This window comes from Planococcus notacanthi, assembly GCF_030407825.1.
GTDB lineage: Bacteria > Bacillota > Bacilli > Bacillales_A > Planococcaceae > Planococcus > Planococcus notacanthi.
Window position 1 is genome coordinate 634,146 of sequence record NZ_JASDCQ010000001.1, and the last position, 20,886, is coordinate 655,031.

The following is a 20,886-nucleotide window of genomic DNA, read 5'->3' on the forward strand; positions in this document are numbered from 1 at the left end:
GAGGGCGTCGCATGGAAACCAGAATCGATCGGATTAAAAAGCAATTACACGCTGCGAGTTACAAATTGACGCCACAGCGTGAAGCGACAGTTCGAGTTTTGCTAGACCATGAAGAAGACCATCTGAGTGCTGAAGACGTCTATCTTTTAGTGAAAGACATTGCACCGGAGATTGGATTGGCAACTGTTTACCGAACGTTGGAGCTTTTAACGGAATTAAAAATTGTCGACAAAATAAATTTTGGTGACGGCGTGTCGCGTTATGATTTGCGTCAGGAAGGCGCAGCACATTTCCATCATCACCTTGTCTGCTTGGAATGTGGAGCAGTCGATGAAATACAGGAAGATCTATTGGAAGATGTCGAGAATATAGTAGAGAAACGCTGGAATTTTCAAATTAAAGACCACCGTCTTACTTTTCATGGCATCTGCTGGCGCTGCAATGACAGCAATTCTCAAAATCCATCAGAATAACTGATGCCAAAAGGACGGCCCATACTGGCCGTCCTTTTTGAATGGGAAAACTGTCAGATGTTTACGAAGACTAGGATTTACTTACCGGGCAATAAATAAAGGGGGCAGACAGATGAACTTTGGCAAAGATGCACTCGACGATTATGTGCATTTTCTCCGTGTTGAAAGACAGCTTGCCGACAACACATTATCGTCTTACGAACGCGATTTGAAAGCTTATTTACAGTATTTAAAAGAAGTGGAGCAGCTGGAATCCTTGAGCAGGGTCGAACGGGTACATATCTTAAATCATTTGCGCCATCTGAAAGAATCGACCAAAACTCCGCGGACAGTCGCACGCCATATATCTTCCATTCGGTCATTCCATCAATTTCTGATTCGGGAACGGATCGTTGAAACGGATCCGACCGTCCATCTTGAGATGCCTCAAATGGATAAAAAGCTGCCGAACATCCTGTCAATTGAAGAAGTGGACGCTTTAATTCAGGCGCCCGCCACCAACAAAGCAAATGGGTTGCGGGATCAGGCAATGCTGGAATTATTATATGCCAGTGGAATGCGTGTCAGTGAATGCATCAATTTGGATATAGAAGACATCCATCTAACAATGGGGTTTGTCCGATGCACTGGTAAAGGCGGAAAAGAACGCATCATTCCCTTAGGCAAATCCGCATTGAAATCATGCCAGACATATTTAGAGGTGGGACGCATGGAGTTGCTTAAGAGCGGAGAAAAAACAGATGCCATGTTCATCAATCAACGCGGCAAACGGCTGACGCGCCAAGGCTTCTGGAAACTGCTGAAGCAGCATGCCCAAAAAGCAGGAATCCAAAAAGAATTGACGCCGCATACGCTGCGCCATTCTTTTGCGACGCATTTATTGGAAAACGGAGCAGATATCCGTGCCGTCCAAGAAATGCTTGGACATGCAGATATCTCGACTACACAAATCTATACACACGTCAGCAAAACCCGTTTAAAGGATGTCTATTCTCAATTTCATCCGCGCGCTTAAAAGAGGTCTGACTTCCGACGAGAGGCGGATGTGTGGTAAAATTAAATGAAAATAAGGAGGAACATATATGACAATCAAACCATTTAAACGCGTTCATTTAGTAGTGCTGGATTCAGTGGGCATCGGCGAAGCGCCAGACGCTGAAGCTTTTGGGGATACAGGTTCAGATACATTAGGCCATATTGCGGAAGCGGTAGGCGGACTTAATATGCCGAATATGGAGAAGCTGGGTCTTGCAAACATCGTTCCCGTGAAAGGGCTTGCATCTTCAGACTCACCGGCAGCTTATTATGGTAAATTGCAGGAAGCCTCTGTCGGCAAAGATACCATGACTGGCCACTGGGAAATCATGGGTTTGAACATTGATACACCTTTTAAAGTATATCCGGATGGTTTTCCTGAAGAATTGATCCAACAACTGGAAGAAAAAACAGGCCGGAAAGTTCTCGGCAACAAGCCGGCGAGCGGAACCGAAATACTGGACGAGCTTGGCCAACAGCATATGGAAACAGGCGCAATCATTGTTTATACATCTGCTGATCCGGTCTTGCAGATTGCAGCTCATGAAGAAATCATTCCACTCGAAGAGCTTTATCGCATCTGTGAAATTGCACGCGAACTGACGTTGGAACCTGAATACCTGGTTGGCCGCGTCATTGCACGCCCATTCTTGGGACAGCCTGGAGCTTTCAAACGGACATCGAATCGTCATGACTATGCGTTGGCGCCTTTTGAACGCACTGTAATGAACGAATTGAAAGATGGCGGCAAAGACGTGATCGCTATCGGAAAAATAGATGATATTTATAACGGAGCAGGCGTCACGAAAGCTTTGCGTACGAAAGACAATATGGACGGCATGGATAAACTTGTGCAAGTCGTAGGTGAAGAATTTAATGGATTGAGCTTCCTGAACTTAGTAGATTTCGATGCGCTTTACGGCCATCGCAGAGATCCGCAAGGTTATGGCGATGCGCTTGAGGCATTTGATGCCCGCTTACCGGAAGTGCTGGAAAAAATGCAGCAGGACGACTTATTGATTATTACAGCCGACCACGGCAACGATCCAACCTTCCCAGGGACAGATCATACGCGTGAATATGTTCCGTTATTGGCTTATTCTCCGCGCTTCACAGGCGGCGAACAGCTGGAAACCGGCAAAACATTTTCGGATATCGGCGCGACGATCGCTGAAAACTTTTCAGTGGCAATGCCGAAATTCGGCAAAAGCTTTTTGGCCCGGTTAAACGGATAGTCCAATAAACGTTGATTCACCTGATTTAAAACAAAACCAAGAAGGTGGTAAAATTCATGAGAATGGTAGATTTGATTGAAAAGAAAAGAGACGGCCACGAGCTGTCGACTGAAGAAATTAAGTTCGTTATCACGGGCTATACAAGTGGCGACATCGCAGATTATCAAATGAGTGCTTTTCTGATGGCTGTTTATTTCCAAAACATGACTGAGCGCGAACGGGCTGACCTGACATTGGCGATGGCTGAATCAGGCGACCAGATCGATCTTTCTGCAATTGACGGAATCAAAGTCGACAAGCATTCCACGGGCGGTGTCGGCGATACAACGACTCTTGTTCTGGGTCCATTAGTGGCAGCTTGCGGCGTTCCTGTTGCAAAAATGAGCGGACGCGGCCTTGGCCATACCGGCGGTACAATCGATAAATTAGAGGCGATTGATGGATTCCACGTTGAATTGTCAACAGAGGATTTCATCAAACAAGTGAACGACCATAAATTGGCGGTTATCGGACAAAGCGGCAACTTGACTCCTGCCGATAAAAAAATGTATGCATTGCGTGATGTAACTGGAACTGTCAACAGCATCCCGTTGATTGCGAGCTCCATCATGAGCAAAAAAATCGCTGCAGGAGCCGACGCCATTGTCTTGGACGTGAAAACAGGTGAAGGAGCGTTTATGAAGACGCCTGAAGATGCTAAGGAATTGGCTCATGCCATGGTCGGAATCGGCAACGCGACCGGCAGAAAAACAATGGCCATCATTTCTGATATGAGCCAACCGCTTGGCTTTGCAATCGGCAACGCTTTGGAAGTCAAAGAAGCAATTGAAACCCTGCAAGGAAAAGGTCCGGAAGATTTGACGGAATTATGCATGGTCCTCGGCAGTCAGATGGTTGTAGTCGGCGGAAAAGCGGAAACTTTGGAGGAAGCCCGCACCATGTTGGAACAAGTGATTGAAAATGGACAAGCGTTGGAAGTTTTCAAGCAGTTTATAAAAGACCAAGGCGGAAATCCAGCAGTAGTGGATGATGTCACATTATTGCCACAAGCTGAATTCGTGACAGAAGTTCCTTCTAAAGAAGAAGGCTACATTTCCTTCATGGAAGCGGATGAAATCGGTACAGCAGCTATGGTGCTGGGTGCAGGCAGAGCAACAAAAGAATCAGAAATCGATTTGGCTGTCGGCATCGTCCTCCACAAGAAAGTGGGAGACTTCGTTAAGGCCGGAGAATCGATTGCAACTATTTATTCCAATGCAAAAGAAGTCGCAGAATGTTCTAAAATGATATATAATAGTATCGAATATACAAGTGAACCGGTTGATAAAATCAAGCTGATCTCAGCTTTGATCACCGATTGACAAAAATCTTGCTGGGTAGTTGCTCAGCAAGATTTTTCGCATATAGACATAATCAGGAGGGGCTTTTATTGCATTTATACGGCACACAAACGATTAATGAGCAGGGCCATTTGACGATTGGCGGAACCGATTCAGTTGAATTGGCGAACACCTACGGCACACCACTTTACGTCTACGACATCCAATTGTTCCGGGACCGGGCAAGAGCATTCCAGCAAACTTTCGAAGAGGCAGGAATCGGCTATCAGGTTGCATATGCCAGTAAGGCATTTTCAACGATCGCCATTTATCAAGTGGCTGCAGAAGAGAGCCTGTCGTTGGACGTGGTTTCTGCAGGTGAATTGTACACCGCCATCAAAGCCGGATACCCGGTTGAAAAAATTCACTTCCATGGCAACAACAAAAGTCTGGAAGAACTCCAAATGGCTTTCGAGGCAGGGATTGGCTGCATCGTTGTGGATAATTTTCACGAAATCGATTTATTGAAGAAACTTTCAGAACAATTGAAACGACCAATGAATATTCTATTGCGTGTAACACCGGGAATTGAAGCCCATACACACGATTACATCACGACAGGACAAGAAGATTCGAAATTCGGTTTTGACTTGAAAAATGGACAGGCTGACAAAGCATTCCAGCAAACCTATGATCATGGCTATCTAAAACTGATGGGCCTTCACTGCCATATCGGATCGCAAATTTTCGATACAGCGGCATTCCAGCTGGCTTCAGAAAAACTGCTCCAGAAAATGGCTGCGTGGAAAGAAGAGACGGGCTATACGTGTCCGGTCTTAAACCTTGGCGGAGGATTCGGCATTCGTTATACAGAAGAAGACCAGCCGTTGGAACCGGCTGTCTATGTAAAACAAATGATTGAAACCGTCAAACAGACTTCCGAAGCATCGGGTTATCCAATTCCGGAAATTTGGATTGAGCCGGGCCGTTCTTTGATCGGTGATGCGGGGACGACACTGTACACCATCGGCTCGATGAAGGAAGTACCGGGCACCCGCAAGTACGCAGCGGTAGACGGCGGCATGTCGGACAATATCCGTCCGGCATTGTATGGAGCGAAATACAGTTCTCTATTGGCCAATAAAGCAAATGCTGTACTGGACGAAACCTATACCATTGCAGGGAAATGCTGCGAGTCGGGGGATAAGCTGATTGAAGAGGCTAAATTGCCGGCAGCCGAACCTGGTGATATTTTAAGTGTTTTCTGTACGGGAGCTTATGGCTATTCGATGGCCAGCAATTACAACCGTATTGCAAGACCGGCAGTTGTTTTCGCAGAAAACGGCAATCATCAGCTGGTAGTAAAACGCGAAACGAATGAGGATCTGATTAAACAAGATCTCTCGTATTCGCAGCAGGCATTGAAGAAATGAGAAAAGGAAACGTAGTTTTATTGCTTTTCATCTTGGCAATGGCAGTGGCTTGGGGAATTGTTTATTGGATCTTTTTTGCAGAAAATGTCATAACCGGCTAAGCGATGCTCTCTTGAGTTATCGGAAGATCTATAGTAGTATGGTAAAAGCCGCTTATAGACGAAAATGAGGGATTTGACTATGCTGTACAGATATAAGAAATCATTCGAGAAAATCGCTATGGGCCTGTTGTCGTTTATGCCGAAAGAGCGAGAGCTGAAAAAACTTCAGCAAACCATGCACATCTATGAAGAGAATCCCGATTGGCAATTATTCCTTTGGAAAAAAGGGGATGATTTTGTCGGGTTATTAGGAGTGGAAGTCGGCGAAGAAACTTATACGATTCACCATTTATCGGTAAATCCATCGCATCGCGGATATGGAATCGGCCATGAAATGGTGGACAAGATCCAAGATATCATGCAGAATCGTAGAATGCTTGCAACAGAAGAAACCGAAGCATTTCTAAAAAAATGCCCAGTAAAAAAAGGCGGCCTTTAAGTTAAAGGTTCCGTCTTTTTTTTTGTTCCCGCAAACTGATGATGGAAGTGCGGTCACGAAGTCTATGTTTGTGCATCAGAAAGTAGGGATCCTGCTGTGCAAGCGGATGTTCTGAATGATAGGCATCCACTGCTTTTTTCAGCTCTTCTGAAACAATCGGGATTTCCTGCACAAAAAATGGGCGGCGGTCAGTGACAGCTTCAATCGAATCGGTTAAAATGCTGATCAGCTTTTCGTGGTCGAAACCCTCGACCCAAACGCCTTCTGCAGCCAATTTTACTTTGGCGCGGATGAACGAGCGCAAAGCACCAGGGTAATTGCTTCTTCTCCAATGATACATGCCGACCGCCAGTTGGATCCAGCCGGTAAGCGGGTGCATTTTGTCTTTAGGGGCCACGGCTTTCCAGTATTCTTCGCCAACTTCGTGGCATTCGAAAAAGTCTTTCTCTTCATTGAAATTGATGATGTATTGAATAAACAGCGGATGTTGAAGTGGATGCATTTTGATCCCCTTTCTACTATAATAAAGGTTAACTGCCCATTAATTGGGATGGATGAGTATTTTAACAGTCAGGTGGTACAGTCATGTCGTACGAAGTAAAAGTGGAGGCTTTTGAAGGCCCTCTAGATTTATTATTGCATTTAATCCACCGTTTGGAAATTGATATTTACGATATTCCTGTTTCACAGATTACTTCACAGTATATGGAACACATACGGGCGATGCAAGTCCTGGAATTGAACGAGGCAAGTGAATACCTTGTGATGGCCGCTACTTTATTGGCAATCAAAAGCAAAACGCTGCTGCCGGTCCATGAAGGAGAACTGGATGAAATTGAATTTGAATTCGATGAACAGGACCCCCGGGAAGAGTTGGTATCACGACTGGTCGAATATCGGAAATTCAAGGAAGCTTCTGAAAATCTAAAGGACTTGGAAAGCCAGCGCTCCTTTATATACACGAAAGCACCGATGGATCTATCGGAAATACAAGCAGCCATTCCTCACGATCAAGTTGATCTTGAAGTGAACGCATACGATATGCTAGGCGCGTTTCAGAAAATGCTTCGGCGCAAACAGTTAAAAGCGCCATTATCGGCGCGTGTTGCCAGACAGGAAATTTCCATCAAGCATCAGATGACTGCAATCGTTGACCAATTAAAGATATCGAAAGGACGCACGACTTTCAGCAGTTTGTTCCCTTCAGATGATAAATCCGTACTGGTTGTGTCTTTCCTTTCGATTTTGGAATTGATGAAACGCCAAGTGGTTGCGGTAGAGCAGGAAATGAATTTCACCGATCTGATGGTGGAACTCAGAAAGGAAACGTGGGAATATGAAGACGAATCTTACGAGTAAAATAGAAGCTTTGCTTTTCGTTGCCGGAGATGATGGATTGACGCTCAAGCAGCTTCAATTTTTAACGGAAGCAGATAAAGAAGAAGTGCTGGAAGCTTTGAAAGAGCTGGAGACGCGTTATTTAAACACAACCAGTGGCATTTGTTTAAAAGAATTGGCAGGCGTTTTTCAGCTTGTGACCAAACAAGAAGTGGCTGAGACGATTCAGAAACTGGTGGAAAACCCTACTGTTCAAGCACTTTCGCAGGCATCTCTGGAAGTATTGGCGATTATTGCATACAAACAGCCGATCACGCGTGTGGAAGTTGAGGATTTGCGCGGAGTAAAAAGTGAAAAAGCGCTGCATACATTAGCTGCAAAAGGCTTGGTTCAGGAAGCGGGCCGTGTTGAAGGGACAGGAAGAGCCATTTTATATGGAACGACCAAAGAATTTTTGAATTATTTTGGCTTGAAGAATTTGGATGAGCTTCCGCCATTGCCTGAAGAAGCGGCAAATGACCTCGACGAGGATGCGGATTTGTTTATGACCAATTTTCAAGAAACCTTTAAAGAAGAAGTGAAAGTATAAAGATGTTTCCGGAAGACTGAGCCATTGACAGTCTTCTTTTCTTTTGAGCTAAGCACTTTCGCTTTTCGGGGAAATGTGACATAATTCCGAGAGGAACGAACGGCATATCGAGTTATTGTAAAAAATTTGCAGTACTTGGCTAGGCAAGGCCGAAAGTGGGTTCTTGCACTTTTCTGCTTGTCTGGCTTCAACCTCCTTCATTCTTTTGAATGGGAAGGTGCGTACGCTTTTCGAAAAAAATACTAATGAGGTGAACTTATTTATGGAAAGATTACAGAAAGTACTTGCACATGCAGGCGTGGCATCACGACGTAAGTCGGAACAATTGATTTTAGACGGCAAAGTGAGGGTCAACGGAAAAACGGTGAAAGAATTAGGGGTGAAAGTTTCCAGTTCAGATAAAATTGAAGTGGAAGGCGTTCAGCTTGAAAAAGAGCAGAAAGTTTATTATTTATTGTATAAACCACGGGGCGTTATTTCTGCGGTTTCTGATGACAAAAACCGCAAAGTCGTTACCGATTTCTTTGGCGATATTGAAAAACGGATTTATCCGGTCGGACGATTGGACTATGATACATCTGGCTTGCTGATAATGACCAATGATGGGGAATTTGCCAACATGCTGACTCATCCGAAGTTTGAAATCGAGAAAACCTATGTAGCCCGTTTAAAAGGGATTCCCGAAAGAGAAGACCTGAAGAAATTGGAGCGCGGCATCAAGCTGGAAGACGGCATGACGGCCCCTGCTAAAGTGAAGTTTCTGTCAGGCGATAAAAAGACGGGCAAAGCCATTGTCCAGATCACCATACACGAAGGAAGAAACCGTCAGGTCAGAAGAATGTTTGAAGCGATCGGCTATCCTGTCCAGAAATTGAGCCGGGAACAATTTGCATTCCTGACATTGCACGGACTGAATGCAGGCGAATCACGCGAGCTGTCTGCCCATGAGGTGAAGTTGCTGCGTGTTATGGCTGAAACAGGCAAGCGCATCTAACGTTCACAAACCCTTCAAAAGTCGCGATTTTTGACAGTTTAAACTTTGCTATAATTGAGTTTGCATAATATCCCTCGAAGGAGGATCATGTATGGGCGAACAAGTAAAACAGAAGAAGAAGAACAAGAAACAAAAAAGAGCTGTGATGAGAACGGTCATCCTGGCGGTTTTAGTAGCCGCTATCGGTTACACCATCTACAATAGCGCTACAGCTAAAGATGTCACGCTGCTGGAAGTCGGAGATAAAGCACCCGACTTTGCCTTAGTGGATCTTGAAGGCAATGACCATAAATTATCGGATTATGAAGGCCAAGGAGTCTTTTTGAATTTCTGGGGTACATGGTGCAAGCCGTGTGCAAAAGAGATGCCAGCTATGGACCGGCAATACGAAGCTTTCTCTAATGACGGCGTTCAAGTGCTTGCAGTAAACATTGCTCAATCAGATTTTGAAGTCCAATCTTTCGCTGATCAATATGGTTTGTCTTTTCCAGTAGTGATTGACAAAACGAAAAGTGTGATGACGGCCTACAACATCAGGCCATTGCCAACTACCGTGCTTGTGAATCCGGAAGGGAACATCGAGCGCATCATTACGGGTGAAATGACGGAACAGGATATTGCAGGGTTTATGGAAGAAATCAAACCTGAATAAGGAGATTTTTTGGATGGAAAATTTACAATGTCAATGTGGTCATACGAATCCGCCTGGTACGAAGCTTTGTGAGTCGTGCGGGCGGTCTTTGACTGAAAAAGAGCAAAACAGCAAACTCGTCGATATGCGGTACGAAGGAACGGCCAGAAGGTCGCAAACTTACAACAAATCCATCATCGACAAAATTTGGAATTTCTTTTCAAGCGTAAAAGTGGGAGTCAGCATCATCGTCATTCTGCTTGTAGCTGCAGCAATCGGTACGATTCTTCCTCAACAGGCCTTTGTGCCAGCTAGCACTGAAGCGACAATCAAGGACTACTATGCCGACACATATGGCAGCGTAGGGCGTGTCTACCATTTCCTCGGATTTCATGACTTATACAGTTCTTACTGGTTTATCGCGTTGGTCGGGATGCTTGCCATCTCGCTCGTCATTGCCAGTCTAGACCGTTTTGTGCCTCTTTATAAATCATTGAAAAACCAACGGGTTCTGCGCCATCCGAGCTTTATGGACAAGCAGCGGATTTACGCTGAAGGTCCGGGAGCGGAAGATACGCTGTTAAAAGCGGAAGAGAAATTAAAAGAATTGAAATACAATGTCCGCACAGATAAGAATGGCTTGCTGGCTGAAAAAGGCCGGTTCTCCCGATGGGGCCCGTATGTGAATCACATCGGTTTGATTATTTTCCTATTTGGTGTGATGTTGCGTATGGTTCCTGGTTTCTATATCGATGAAAGCCTATGGCTGCGCGAAGGAGAAACAAGAGCAATTCCTGAAGTGCCAGGCTATTATCTGGAAAGCAAAAACTTTGAGCTTGAAAACTATACGGGTGAAGACGGCGAAGAAGTATTCGGCGAAGCCCTCGACCGTGTAGGTACTGTAGCGAAAAATTACCAAACGGATGTTATTCTGTATCAGAAAGCAGAAGAGGCATTGCCGGGGGCTTCTGACAGTCAAGAGGCCGTTGGAGAATATGCGATCCGCGTCAATCAGCCTTTGAAGTTTGACGGCTATGCCATCTATCAGATGGATTACCGATTGGACGAGCTGAAAGCGATGAAATTTGCTTTCACCAACAAGGAAACAGAAGAATCCCTGGGCGAGTTGACCATCGATTTGATCGACCCGGAAAAAACGTATGAACTTGAAAGTGGTGCAAAAGTTGAATTGCTTGGGTATTATCCGGACTTTTCAGGATTTGAAGGCGGAGAACCCCAAACGGCAACACCGCTGCCAAATAATCCGGGCTTTCTTGTAAAACTGACTACTCCTGAAACGCCTGAAGGAGAGACCAGTTTTATCACCATTCAAAACACGGTTGAGCCTTTAGGGGAAAATGATTACAAATTAACTTTCCAAAGCGTAGAAACACGTGATGTTTCGGGGCTAACCGTACGGAAAGACAGCACTTTGCCGATTCTTGGACTTGGCGGTTTAATCTTCATGATCGGTGTAGCGCAAGGCATGTACTTCAACCATCGCCGTTTCTGGATTCAACAGAAGGCTGATGGTACGATCTTACTGGCTGGCCATACCAATAAAAACTGGTTTGGCTTGAAGAAAGACCTTGATCAAGTTGTTGACTATGCATCATTGCCTGCTTACACAGACCAGCAAGATGAAATCGACAAAAAAGAGAAAGCGGAAAAGGAAGGTGAAGCATTGTCATGACGTTAGCTGAAATGAGTTCAAATCTATTATACGTTGCCTTTATTGCTTACCTTATTGCGACATTCGTCTTTGGCGGAGCAGTAAAAGGAAATAAACAAGGTACGTTCAAGTCTGAAAAACGATGGGGCATTGCCGCGATTACCATCACTTTGATCGGTTTTGCAGCCAATCTTGGTTACTTCTTTACACGTTGGGGCGCAACTGGACATCCGCCACTAAGCAATATGTTCGAGTTTACAACAGCATTCGGCATGACGTTGGTCGGTGGATTCATTATTTTGTATTTCCTCTATAGAACACCTGTCCTTGGCATGATTGTATTGCCTGTCGCTTTATTGATTATCGCATTTGCAAGTATGTTTCCAAGTGAAGTCAGCCCGCTTATTCCGGCTCTTCAAACAAACTGGTTGGCGATCCACGTCAGTACAGTAGTGATTGCAGAAGGAATCCTGGCCATCAGTGCGGCTGCGGGTCTGATTTATCTATTGAAAGTTGTGGATCTTACAAAGAAATCAAAACAGCGTTTTTGGCTTGAAGCCATCATGTATTCATTGGTATTGGTAGTTGGCTTTGTAGTAGCCAGTTCGTTCTTCTCGTTGACCGGTTATGAAGCTGAATTCAACTATGTGGATAAGGAAGACAATGAAGCGGCTATTACCTATGCTATGCCTCCTGTCTTTGGTATGAACGAATACGTGGCGTTGACAGATGGCGCCATGACGCCATTAGTTGAAACACCGGCAATGGTTCATGCCGGAAAATTGACGACAGTGTTCTGGTCAGTGCTGTTCGGTACCGTTATTTATTGGCTGATCCGCTTGATTTTCAGAAAGCGCATTGCCGGCATATTGAAACCGTTCGTCAAGAACGTCAATCTGCAATTGATGGATGAAATCAATTACCGCGCCATTATTATCGGCTTCCCGATCTTTACTTTGGGTGCTTTGATCTTTGCTATGATTTGGGCGCAAATCGCTTGGTCACGCTTCTGGGGCTGGGACCCGAAAGAAGTATGGGCATTGATCACTTGGTTGTTCTATGCCGCTTACTTGCATTTACGATTGGGCAAAGGCTGGCAGGGCGAGAAATCCGCCTGGTTGGCTGTGATCGGTTTTGCCATCATCATGTTCAATCTGGTCGCAGTAAACTTAATAATCGCGGGATTGCATTCCTACGCATAAAGCTGGATGAACAAATGGGCCTTTTCCGGAAACGGAAAAGGCCTTTTATTGATTGTTCGGGCTTAGACGTTGAGATATGGCGTGGGTTAGCGCTTTTCTTTATTTTTGACAGGGTTATCGTTACAATAGAAATTAACAGAAGAAAGTTGGAGGGGTTAGCATGTCTGAAGAGATAACGGTATTGGTAGTAGACGATGAAGAACGGATTCGGCGCTTGCTGAAAATGTATCTGGAGCGCGAAGGATATTTAGTGGAAGAAGCCGAAAATGGCTTACAGGCATTGGATATGGCAATGGAAAAAGATTATCATTGCATCCTTCTCGATCTGATGATGCCTGAAAAAGATGGCGTCGAAGTGGCAACTGAACTTCGCGAAACGAAAATGACCCCGATCATTATGCTTACCGCTAAAGGGGAAGAAGCTAACCGTGTAGAAGGCTTTGAATCTGGAGCGGATGATTATATCGTCAAGCCGTTCAGCCCGAGAGAAGTCGTGTTGCGCGTTAAAGCAATCTTGCGCAGATCATCGGCCTATTCTCCGGTTTCCAATTCCACCGTTTCAAAAGATTTGGTCGTCTTTCCACATCTGACCATCGATCACGATGCACATCGCGTAACAGCTGATGGTGTGGAAGTAAATTTGACGCCAAAAGAATACGAACTCTTATACTTTTTGGCGAAGGCGCCGGATAAAGTATTCGACCGGGAACATTTGCTGAAAGAAGTTTGGCATTACGACTTTTTCGGTGATTTGCGGACTGTCGATACGCATGTTAAGCGCTTGCGCGAAAAATTGAATCGTGTGTCTGAATCTGCAGCGAAAATGATTGTCACTGTATGGGGCGTCGGTTATAAATTCGAGGTTGGCAATGAATAGAATATGGAATAGTGTCGTCGGGAAGCTTTGGATTACGATCCTGCTTCTCGTTTCCTTTGTCCTTTTTATTGTGACAGTCCTGCTTTTGGAGTTTCTTGGGAACTATCACAGTGAAACAGTGGAAGAAGCACTGAACAGTGAAGCGAACATGATTGCCAACATTTTTAACGAACATGACGAAGTGGAAACTTCACTCGAGGTCATTAAAGATGTATTAGGTCCGGAGACCAATGCGGTTATCGCTGAGGAGCCTTATGAAAGCAGCTATTACATTCATGATGGGTTGAATGGCGATGACACGAGAGAAAAAATATTAAATGAACCGTCCTTCCAAAAAGTTTTTGAAACCAGTGAAACGGTCATGAAGGAAATGCTGTTGCCTTCATTGACAGAAGAAAATCGCCTTGAGTCCTATATTGTTCTGGCAAACCCTCTAAAGACCAGTGAAGAGCAGCATGGCGTAGTATTTATCTATCAATCCCTTGAAGTGATGGACCGAACAGCAGAGCGGACTACAAATATCGTCTTTCTGTCCGCATTTATCGCTCTAGTATTAACGACCTTTTTTGCGTTCTTTTTGTCGTCGCGGATTACGTCGCCGCTCCGTAAAATCCGGGAAGGCGCATTCGAATTGGCGAAAGGGAACTTCGATACTAAAGTCACAGCCTCTTCAAGTGATGAAATCGGCCAATTGGCTACTGCTTTTAATCAGATGGGCCGCCAGTTGAAGCATCATGTCGAAGTGATCAATCAGGAGAAAGAGCAATTATCCAGTATTTTGACATCCATGGCCGACATCGTCATCACTTTTAATCAGGATCGAACTATTCTTTTAAGCAATCCGCCAGCAGAAAAATTACTGCAGCAATGGATTTTTAAGAACGGGTCTTCTGAAGCGCAACCATTGCCTTCCGAAATGCTCCATATGCTTGACCATGTGTTGGATTTTGAAGAAGAAATCGAGGAAGAGCTTGAAATCGAAGGGGCTTATTATGCCATCAATTTCAGTCCTTTATACAGCGGCGCGTCTATTCGGGGAGCGGTTGCTGTCCTGCACAATATGACGGAACAGCATCGCTTGGAGAAGCTTAGAGAAGACTTTATCGCTAATGTATCGCATGAATTGCGGACACCGATTGCCATGCTCCAAGGCTATAGCGAAGCGATTCTCGATGATGTTGGTGCAACGGAAGAAGAACGCCGTGAAATGACGAAGATCATCTATGAAGAATCACAGCGGATGGGCCGTCTGGTTACCGATTTATTGAATTTGGCACGGATGGAATCGGGCCATATGCGCCTTTACAAAGAAATCGTTCAGCTGAATACTGCCATTGAAAGAATGACGCTTAAATTCTCCCAAATCGCTAAAGAAAATGACATTCAGTTGTTGTTTGAAACCGAGATTGATGATTGGGCGGCTTGTGATATGGATGAAGACCGGATTGAACAGGTCATGACCAATTTGATCGATAATGCAATTCGCCATACGCCTAAAGGAGGGCAAGTGGTGGTCCGTGTCGAAAATCAAGAAGAGTACGCCAAAATCTCGATCAACGATAATGGTGTAGGAATTTCAGAAAAAGATCTGGAATTCGTTTTTGAGCGATTCTATAAAGCGGATAAAGCCCGTACGCTCGGCAAGGGCGGTACAGGTCTGGGTCTTGCGATCGCCAGCAATATCATCCAGGCGCATGAAGGGAAAATCTATGCAGAAAGCAGAATGGGGCAAGGAACTTCATTTGTCTTTTTGCTGCCTTTGAAGAAAATGTAACTTTCTTTTAGGCTGGACGACTAATCCTAAGAACGGGGGGAGTAGAGTGAATGACTCCGTTTTTCATCGGTTATATGAAGAATACCATCAGGATGTTTTTCAGTTCCTGATTTATCTTGTGAAAAACAGGCACTTATCAGAAGACTTGATGCATGAAGTTTATATTCGTGTATTTCGTGCATATGACCGGTTTGAAGGGAAGAGTTCTGAGAAAACATGGCTTTTTTCGATTGCAAAAAATGTAGCAATCGATCATTTTCGGAAAACAGCTGTGCGAAAAAAACATTCCATGGAGTTTTTTGATTGGGAAACCCAGCAATTGGTGTCGACCGAAAGGATTCCTGAAGAAGTCTCCATGTTGAACGAAGATAAGATTTTACTCTATAAAACATTGGATACCTGCACAGGCGATCAGAAAATGGTGATCATCATGCGTTTTTTTCAGGATTTGTCGATAGCCGAAACGGCCGATATTTTAGGCTGGACGGAAGGCAAAGTAAAAACCACTCAACATCGTGCAATCAAAGCCTTGCGTGAAAAAATAATAGCCAAGGAAGGGGGAGATGAAAATGCCGAATAACAAATGGACCGATGATTCCATCGAAGATTTGTTGAAGGATTTCCCCGCAATAAAAGACCATCGGCCAAAAGAAGAAGTTTACAATCGGTTGGTTCAGAAAGAGAAAAGTCCAAAACGGCCGAAAAAATGGTTGCCTTTGCTGGCAGCTGCATTGGCGTTTATTACTATCGGCATTTTGGTTACTGCAATCATCAATCAAAATGGTATTGATTCTGCCCAAAACCCCCAAAATCCGGTCGAAGAACCTCAAGAACCTTCTGCTACCCAAGATGGTGCAGCAGAGGAAACAGGCGAGGTTCCTGAAGCGGAAGGAGCAGGAGGGTTTACCACAGCGCAGGTGGACGAGCCGTCACGGACTGCTGCCTATGAAGAACTGATCGGTGACCAAACACTGATGACGATCGGCCTCACTGAAAATGCATTTGTCGTGCCGGTATCGTTTTTGGTTCCTGAAGAACAGATAAATGCGGTTTTTGGAAATGCCGCTCCGTCTTCACTTGAGCTTTATCAGGAATTTGCAGATGACATCGATGAGACACTTCTCGGCTTTGACGAATACCATCCGTACGCTGGAAGCTTTGAAGAAACATCCATGGGTATTCGGCATCTATTGCCGCCTGACCATGCATACGACTTGGCTTCTGCAAGCATCGGTGTCTACTTCAATACCTTGGCAGCGACATTCCCGGATGCAAATGAAATTGAAATTGCCAATGAAGATGGATCGCCAGCAGAATTCGGCGAAATCGGTCCAGTAGAACCAATGAAACCTGAAGTGGAAAATCTCGCTTATTATTCTTATTCTGCTGCTAACGGCGAAGTTTACCTCGTTCCTGGATACGATATGCCGTTTGATACAGCAAATGAAGCAATTGAAGCGTTAGCGAAAAATCCAAATGATTTTTATCAGGCAACCATACCAATTGATACGGACTTTGAAATTACGGAAGCGGAAGGCATAATGCAAGTTGAATTTAAAGAGACAGTTGATTTGGACTCGCTAGATCAGCGGGAAGCGGTTCGGATGATTGAAAGTCTGGCCATGACCGCTGCGGCTTTTGATAAAGAACTGGCTATAACGGGCGTTCAGCCGGAAAAGTGGAACAGTTTCGACTTTAGCCAACCTTTGCCGGTTCCGTTAGCGCCGAACTTAATGGACTGGCCGATACCTTAATAAAAGAAGCGTTGTAAAACAAATATGTTTACAACGCTTCTTTTTTATACTAAGATTAGGCCATAACAAAATATCGATTCATCTTCGGGGCAGGGTGCAATTCCCTACCGGCGGTAATTGAACTCTGTTCATAAGCCCGCGAGCCGTAAAACGCAGGATTTGGTGAGACTCCAAAGCCGACAGTATAGTCTGGATGGGAGAAGGTGAAGGTGCGGACGTTTGTCGTTTACATGTAGACGGAACGCTTATTAAGTGTGCCTTTTCTCCCTTAAGTGTTTGTTGCTTAAGGGTTTTTATATGTAAATGCAGGGTCCAAGCCTTTCTTCTGGTGAATCACGACAAGGAGAGAGGAATATGAAGAACAAGAAGTTACAAACGATGATCGTAATTGGGATGTTGAGTAGTATTTCATTTATTTTAATGCTTTTCAATTTTCCGTTGCCAGCTTTACCTGCATTTTTGAAAGTTGATTTCAGTGACGTTCCTGCTTTGATCGCAGCCGTTACAATGGGGCCAGTTGCCGGAATATTAGTGGCATTCTTCAAAAATGTATTGGATTGGCTATTTGCTGGAAGCCCGACAGGCGTTCCCGTCGGCCATATGGCCAATTTCGTGACAAGCCTGCTATTCATCTTGCCGGTTTATGCCATCTACCACAAAGTAGCGACAAAGAAAGGCATGGCATTCGGATTGGCGATCGGTACATTATCGATGGCGATCGGCATGAGTGTATTGAATTACTTGGTCTTTCTGCCAATGTACACTTACTTCCTTAATATGCCAGCAGAAACAGGCAATGCCCTATTTGGCACCATCGTTTTAGGGATCCTACCATTCAATTTAATCAAAGGCGTACTTTTGACTGCGGTCGTTCTGTTGATGTTCAGCAGTATGCACACGTGGATCGAAAAGCAGCGTTCCTATTATTTATCATAGATAGAAAAGCGTAAGCAGCCGTTAAGCCCCGACAAGCGCTTGAAGCTTTACCGGGAATGGCGTGCTTTGCCATACAGCTGGGTTGACTTATGACCCTAGGACCTGGGCCGCTGGAGTCTGGCCTTAAAAGAAAAGCTGAAGCTGACATAACGCAATAAAAAGAAGGCGTTCGGGAGTATATACTCCCGAACGCCTTTTCCATTTAAATCAGTCTTCGTATTTTAAAGGGTCGCCTTCGAATGATGAATCTGCAACTTTGATGGAGTCTGTTGGACATCCTTCAAATGCATCTTCCATGTCTTCCTCGAGTTCGTCTGGAACTTGTTCTGTCCCCATGTTATTATCTAAAATAACAAATGCGATTCCTTCGTCGTCATAATCATAAATATCAGGTGCCGCTGCACCACAAGCACCACAAGCGATACAAGTATCCTTGTCGACAATGGTATACTTAGCCATATTGTTTTCCTCTCCTTTATCTCCGAACAAGTTCAGTTATACTATCGTTTTTATTCTAAAGGTGTTTGAGTAGTTTTTCAACCCAAAACCGCTAGGGGGCGCAAGCTTGTTATTCACCGAACTGATTTTGGCCATTATGAAAGCCGTCGACAGGCAGCGGACGCTCACTTCCCCATTTCATTTGATCAAAGGAAAGAAGTCCGGCCAGACCATCCAGGATATCGGTTATTTCAACCTATATCCTTATTTCGGCGTGTTACCTAAACTGGATAAGAAAGCCTATGACCAAGCGGTTCAGCGCTTGTTTATGGAGGGGTATTTGTTGGAAAATGAACAGGTAATTGAATTGACTCCGAAAGCGCTGGATGCTGAGGTCGCTCCATCCCCGTTAAATGGCTGGAAATACCGTGGAAATGAGATTATTTTCTTTCAACGGTTGTCACTAATTGTTCAAACTTTATCTAATACGAGCCAAGGCATTAAAATATTTGATCCCATTGTCAATAAGGAAGAAGTGCAGGCATGGGTCAAAACGTATTTGAAGCGAATCGGATTTCGGGATTTAACAGTCGTACAAACGTTTAAAGAGCAACTATTGGCCACCTTAACCAATACGAAAATATCAGAAATACATAAAATGATCCTGATGGAGCGTTTATCAGGACATGAATTGAGTGGGCTAACATGGCAGCAGATCGCCGATTCCAAGGAGTTGGCGATTCTGGATGCCCAATTGATGTTCGTGGAAGCACTGCATGGATGGATGGCTGCCATTGAACACGCAAAACCATCCCTGCTCATTGGATTAATGGAAGGAATCATTCAGCAGTCTTCTTTGACAGAAACCGCCAAACGCACAGAAAAATTATTTGAAAGAGGATTTTCATTGGAACAAATAGCTTCTTTGCGGCAATTGAAAACCAGCACCATAGAAGATCACTTCGTGGAATTGGCGATGAACGATCCCTATTTCAATTTTACGCCGTTTGTAGATCCGCAGTTGTATGAAGCCATCATTGCTGAAAGCCGGCAACGAAAAACGAAAAGATTGCGTGATATCAAAGAGCATTTGCCTCAAGCCAGTTATTTTCAAATCCGTTTGGCTTTAGCCATTAGGGAGGAACAAGGATGAATCTAGAGAAATTATTGTATTCTGCCTACGGTTTTTCTTCATTCCGTCCAGGTCAACGGGAGATCGTCGAGCAGGTATTGGCTGGAAAAGATGTCATTGCACTGCTGCCGACAGGAATGGGGAAATCCATCTGTTACCAGCTTCCAGCAAAGATTCTGCCTAACAGTGTATTGATTATTTCCCCGTTATTGTCTTTAATGCAAGATCAAGTGGCGCAGTTGAAGAAGATGGGGGAAAAATCAGTAGTTGCTATCAATTCTTTTCTGAAGCCTGAGGACAAAGAAAAGGTATGGAGCAATCTGGGCTCCTATAAATTCATTTTTGTTTCACCGGAAATGCTGGTTCAGCCATATGTGAAACAAAAGCTTCAGCAAATACGAATTTCCTTACTGGTTGCTGATGAAGCCCATTGCATTTCTCAATGGGGATTTGATTTCCGGCCGGATTATTTGCGGATTTCAGAAATCCTGCCCGCTTTAAACTTTCCGCAAGTACTGGCATTGACGGCGACTGCTACAGATAAAGTAACGGAGGAAATAAGGGAATACTTATCCTTGAAAGAACCCTATATCTATAGGCATCCAATGGACAGGGAAAATATTGTCTATGATATCAAGAAATTCGATGACCAACGTGACAAGCTTGAATTTCTGAAGGGGTTTATTCGTAAGTTCAGCGGTCCCGGAATCATTTACGCAGGAACTAGAAAAAAGTCCCAAGAACTTTCTTCTCTTTTGGCAGAACAGGGAGTTTCTTCGGCATTTTACCATGGCGGTATGGAACATCAGGACCGTGTCTTTGTCCAACAGCAATTTCAAAACGGAGAGCTGCAATGGATCTGCTCAACAAATGCTTTTGGCATGGGTGTCCATATACCGAATATCCGGCACGTCATCCACTTTCAATTGCCGACTTCGATAGAAGGTTATGTTCAAGAAGTGGGAAGGGCCGGACGGGATGGACAGCCGGCATTGGCTACCCTGCTTTATGCGCAAGGAGATGAAGCTTTGCTGGAAAGTTTGGTGATGGATGACTTGCCGACACAGCATGAAATCGAAGCTGTTTATCGAAACGGCACGGCTGCAACTCATTTAATCGACCAAGGAATTGTCCGGGAGACGGCTTTTCGGGTTGCTTCTTATTGGATCACCAAATTGCCATTGGAAGGCGTAAACAAGCAAATGGAGCTTCTGAGACGAGGGAAATGGGAGCAGGCGGCAAAAATCCGTGAATTGCTGTCATTGGAAAGTTGTTTGCGGAGCTATATCATCAGCTGTTTTGATCAACAGCTTGCCGATAAGCCTTCGAATTGCTGTATCAACGATGGAATCAATTATGAAGTGTTTGCGGAGTTTTTGCCTCCGGCAGAAAAGCAGCAACCGCTTGATTGGCAAGATCGATTGCGTGTAATATTACCTATATAAGATTCTCGTTAACTGTCATTTACAAATGAGTCTTTTTTCGTCATAATAGATATATTAGTACAGATAGGG

General features: G+C 44.5%; 21 protein-coding genes and 1 riboswitch. Of the genes, 19 read left to right on the plus strand and 2 right to left on the minus strand.

Annotated features, from left to right (window positions below):
• Window positions 1-11 precede the first annotated feature (11 nt).
• The 6 genes from fur (at window position 12) to QMA01_RS02975 (ending at window position 6,035) form a co-directional block, all read left to right on the plus strand.
• Window positions 12-473 carry a ferric iron uptake transcriptional regulator gene (fur, locus tag QMA01_RS02950; protein WP_008430965.1) on the plus strand — a complete coding sequence of 154 codons (462 nt, stop codon included), beginning with the start codon at window positions 12-14 and terminating at the stop codon, window positions 471-473.
• 112 nt (window positions 474-585) lie between these two features.
• The gene (gene xerD / locus QMA01_RS02955) at window positions 586-1,488 is read left to right on the plus strand and encodes a site-specific tyrosine recombinase XerD (protein WP_290214250.1); all 903 of its coding nucleotides are present in this window, start codon (window positions 586-588) and stop codon (window positions 1,486-1,488) included.
• A gap of 67 nt (window positions 1,489-1,555) precedes the next feature.
• On the plus strand, window positions 1,556-2,743 hold the full coding sequence (gene deoB, locus QMA01_RS02960; protein ID WP_191714200.1) for a phosphopentomutase: 1,188 nt from the start codon (window positions 1,556-1,558) through the stop codon (window positions 2,741-2,743).
• 56 nt (window positions 2,744-2,799) lie between these two features.
• Window positions 2,800-4,104, plus strand: a complete 1,305-nt coding sequence (locus QMA01_RS02965) for a pyrimidine-nucleoside phosphorylase (RefSeq protein WP_290214251.1) — start codon at window positions 2,800-2,802, stop codon at window positions 4,102-4,104.
• Window positions 4,105-4,172: 68 nt separating this feature from the next.
• Entirely contained in the window at window positions 4,173-5,495 is a 1,323-nt protein-coding gene (gene lysA / locus QMA01_RS02970; protein ID WP_191714202.1) for a diaminopimelate decarboxylase, read from the plus strand.
• A 180-nt stretch (window positions 5,496-5,675) separates the two neighbouring features.
• Window positions 5,676-6,035, plus strand: a complete 360-nt coding sequence (locus QMA01_RS02975; RefSeq protein WP_191714203.1) for a GNAT family N-acetyltransferase — start codon at window positions 5,676-5,678, stop codon at window positions 6,033-6,035.
• Window position 6,036: 1 nt separating this feature from the next.
• On the opposite strand, the gene QMA01_RS02980 is transcribed toward QMA01_RS02975, so the two are convergent.
• Window positions 6,037-6,537 (minus strand): DUF309 domain-containing protein, encoded by a 501-nt coding sequence (locus QMA01_RS02980; protein ID WP_191714204.1) that lies wholly within the window; start codon window positions 6,535-6,537, stop codon window positions 6,037-6,039.
• 83 nt (window positions 6,538-6,620) lie between these two features.
• On the opposite strand from QMA01_RS02980, the gene QMA01_RS02985 reads away from it, so the two are divergent.
• The 11 genes from QMA01_RS02985 (at window position 6,621) to QMA01_RS03035 (ending at window position 17,802) form a co-directional block, all read left to right on the plus strand.
• A complete protein-coding gene (locus QMA01_RS02985; protein ID WP_191714205.1) occupies window positions 6,621-7,394 on the plus strand; it encodes a segregation/condensation protein A in 774 nt (257 codons plus the stop codon).
• Window positions 7,372-7,962: an SMC-Scp complex subunit ScpB gene (scpB, locus tag QMA01_RS02990; protein WP_191714206.1), complete on the plus strand. Its 591-nt coding sequence runs from the start codon at window positions 7,372-7,374 to the stop codon at window positions 7,960-7,962. The genes QMA01_RS02985 and scpB overlap by 23 nt, the downstream gene beginning before the upstream one ends.
• A gap of 262 nt (window positions 7,963-8,224) precedes the next feature.
• Window positions 8,225-8,956 carry a pseudouridine synthase gene (locus QMA01_RS02995; RefSeq protein ID WP_191714207.1) on the plus strand — a complete coding sequence of 244 codons (732 nt, stop codon included), beginning with the start codon at window positions 8,225-8,227 and terminating at the stop codon, window positions 8,954-8,956.
• Window positions 8,957-9,047: 91 nt separating this feature from the next.
• Window positions 9,048-9,608 carry a thiol-disulfide oxidoreductase ResA gene (gene resA / locus QMA01_RS03000; RefSeq protein ID WP_191714208.1) on the plus strand — a complete coding sequence of 187 codons (561 nt, stop codon included), beginning with the start codon at window positions 9,048-9,050 and terminating at the stop codon, window positions 9,606-9,608.
• Between the two features lie 13 nt (window positions 9,609-9,621).
• Window positions 9,622-11,280, plus strand: a complete 1,659-nt coding sequence (locus QMA01_RS03005) for a cytochrome c biogenesis ResB family protein (RefSeq protein WP_191714209.1) — start codon at window positions 9,622-9,624, stop codon at window positions 11,278-11,280.
• Window positions 11,277-12,461: a c-type cytochrome biogenesis protein CcsB gene (gene ccsB, locus QMA01_RS03010; protein ID WP_290214252.1), complete on the plus strand. Its 1,185-nt coding sequence runs from the start codon at window positions 11,277-11,279 to the stop codon at window positions 12,459-12,461. Before QMA01_RS03005 ends, ccsB begins: the two co-directional genes overlap by 4 nt.
• A 160-nt stretch (window positions 12,462-12,621) precedes the next feature.
• Window positions 12,622-13,338, plus strand: coding sequence for a response regulator transcription factor (locus QMA01_RS03015; RefSeq protein ID WP_191714211.1), 717 nt, complete (start codon window positions 12,622-12,624; stop codon window positions 13,336-13,338).
• Window positions 13,331-15,112 carry an ATP-binding protein gene (locus QMA01_RS03020; RefSeq protein ID WP_203339475.1) on the plus strand — a complete coding sequence of 594 codons (1,782 nt, stop codon included), beginning with the start codon at window positions 13,331-13,333 and terminating at the stop codon, window positions 15,110-15,112. The genes QMA01_RS03015 and QMA01_RS03020 overlap by 8 nt, the downstream gene beginning before the upstream one ends.
• A gap of 46 nt (window positions 15,113-15,158) precedes the next feature.
• A complete protein-coding gene (gene sigX / locus QMA01_RS03025) occupies window positions 15,159-15,692 on the plus strand; it encodes an RNA polymerase sigma factor SigX (RefSeq protein WP_422766030.1) in 534 nt (177 codons plus the stop codon).
• Window positions 15,682-16,866, plus strand: a complete 1,185-nt coding sequence (locus tag QMA01_RS03030; protein WP_290214253.1) for a hypothetical protein — start codon at window positions 15,682-15,684, stop codon at window positions 16,864-16,866. The genes sigX and QMA01_RS03030 overlap by 11 nt, the downstream gene beginning before the upstream one ends.
• 76 nt (window positions 16,867-16,942) lie before the next feature.
• A riboswitch (FMN riboswitch) is annotated at window positions 16,943-17,075 on the plus strand.
• Between the two features lie 145 nt (window positions 17,076-17,220).
• A complete protein-coding gene (locus QMA01_RS03035; RefSeq protein WP_191714215.1) occupies window positions 17,221-17,802 on the plus strand; it encodes an ECF transporter S component in 582 nt (193 codons plus the stop codon).
• A gap of 207 nt (window positions 17,803-18,009) precedes the next feature.
• Here the strand turns inward: QMA01_RS03035 and QMA01_RS03040 are convergent, their stop codons facing one another.
• Window positions 18,010-18,261, minus strand: coding sequence for a ferredoxin (locus QMA01_RS03040; protein WP_142826477.1), 252 nt, complete (start codon window positions 18,259-18,261; stop codon window positions 18,010-18,012).
• A 106-nt stretch (window positions 18,262-18,367) separates the two neighbouring features.
• Here QMA01_RS03040 and QMA01_RS03045 point away from each other — a divergent pair, with 106 nt between their 5' ends.
• Together QMA01_RS03045 and QMA01_RS03050 are read left to right on the plus strand one after the other, a co-directional pair.
• Window positions 18,368-19,393, plus strand: a complete 1,026-nt coding sequence (locus QMA01_RS03045) for a YpbB family protein (protein ID WP_290186089.1) — start codon at window positions 18,368-18,370, stop codon at window positions 19,391-19,393.
• Window positions 19,390-20,817: a RecQ family ATP-dependent DNA helicase gene (locus QMA01_RS03050; protein ID WP_290214254.1), complete on the plus strand. Its 1,428-nt coding sequence runs from the start codon at window positions 19,390-19,392 to the stop codon at window positions 20,815-20,817. Before QMA01_RS03045 ends, QMA01_RS03050 begins: the two co-directional genes overlap by 4 nt.
• Window positions 20,818-20,886: the final 69 nt, after the last annotated feature.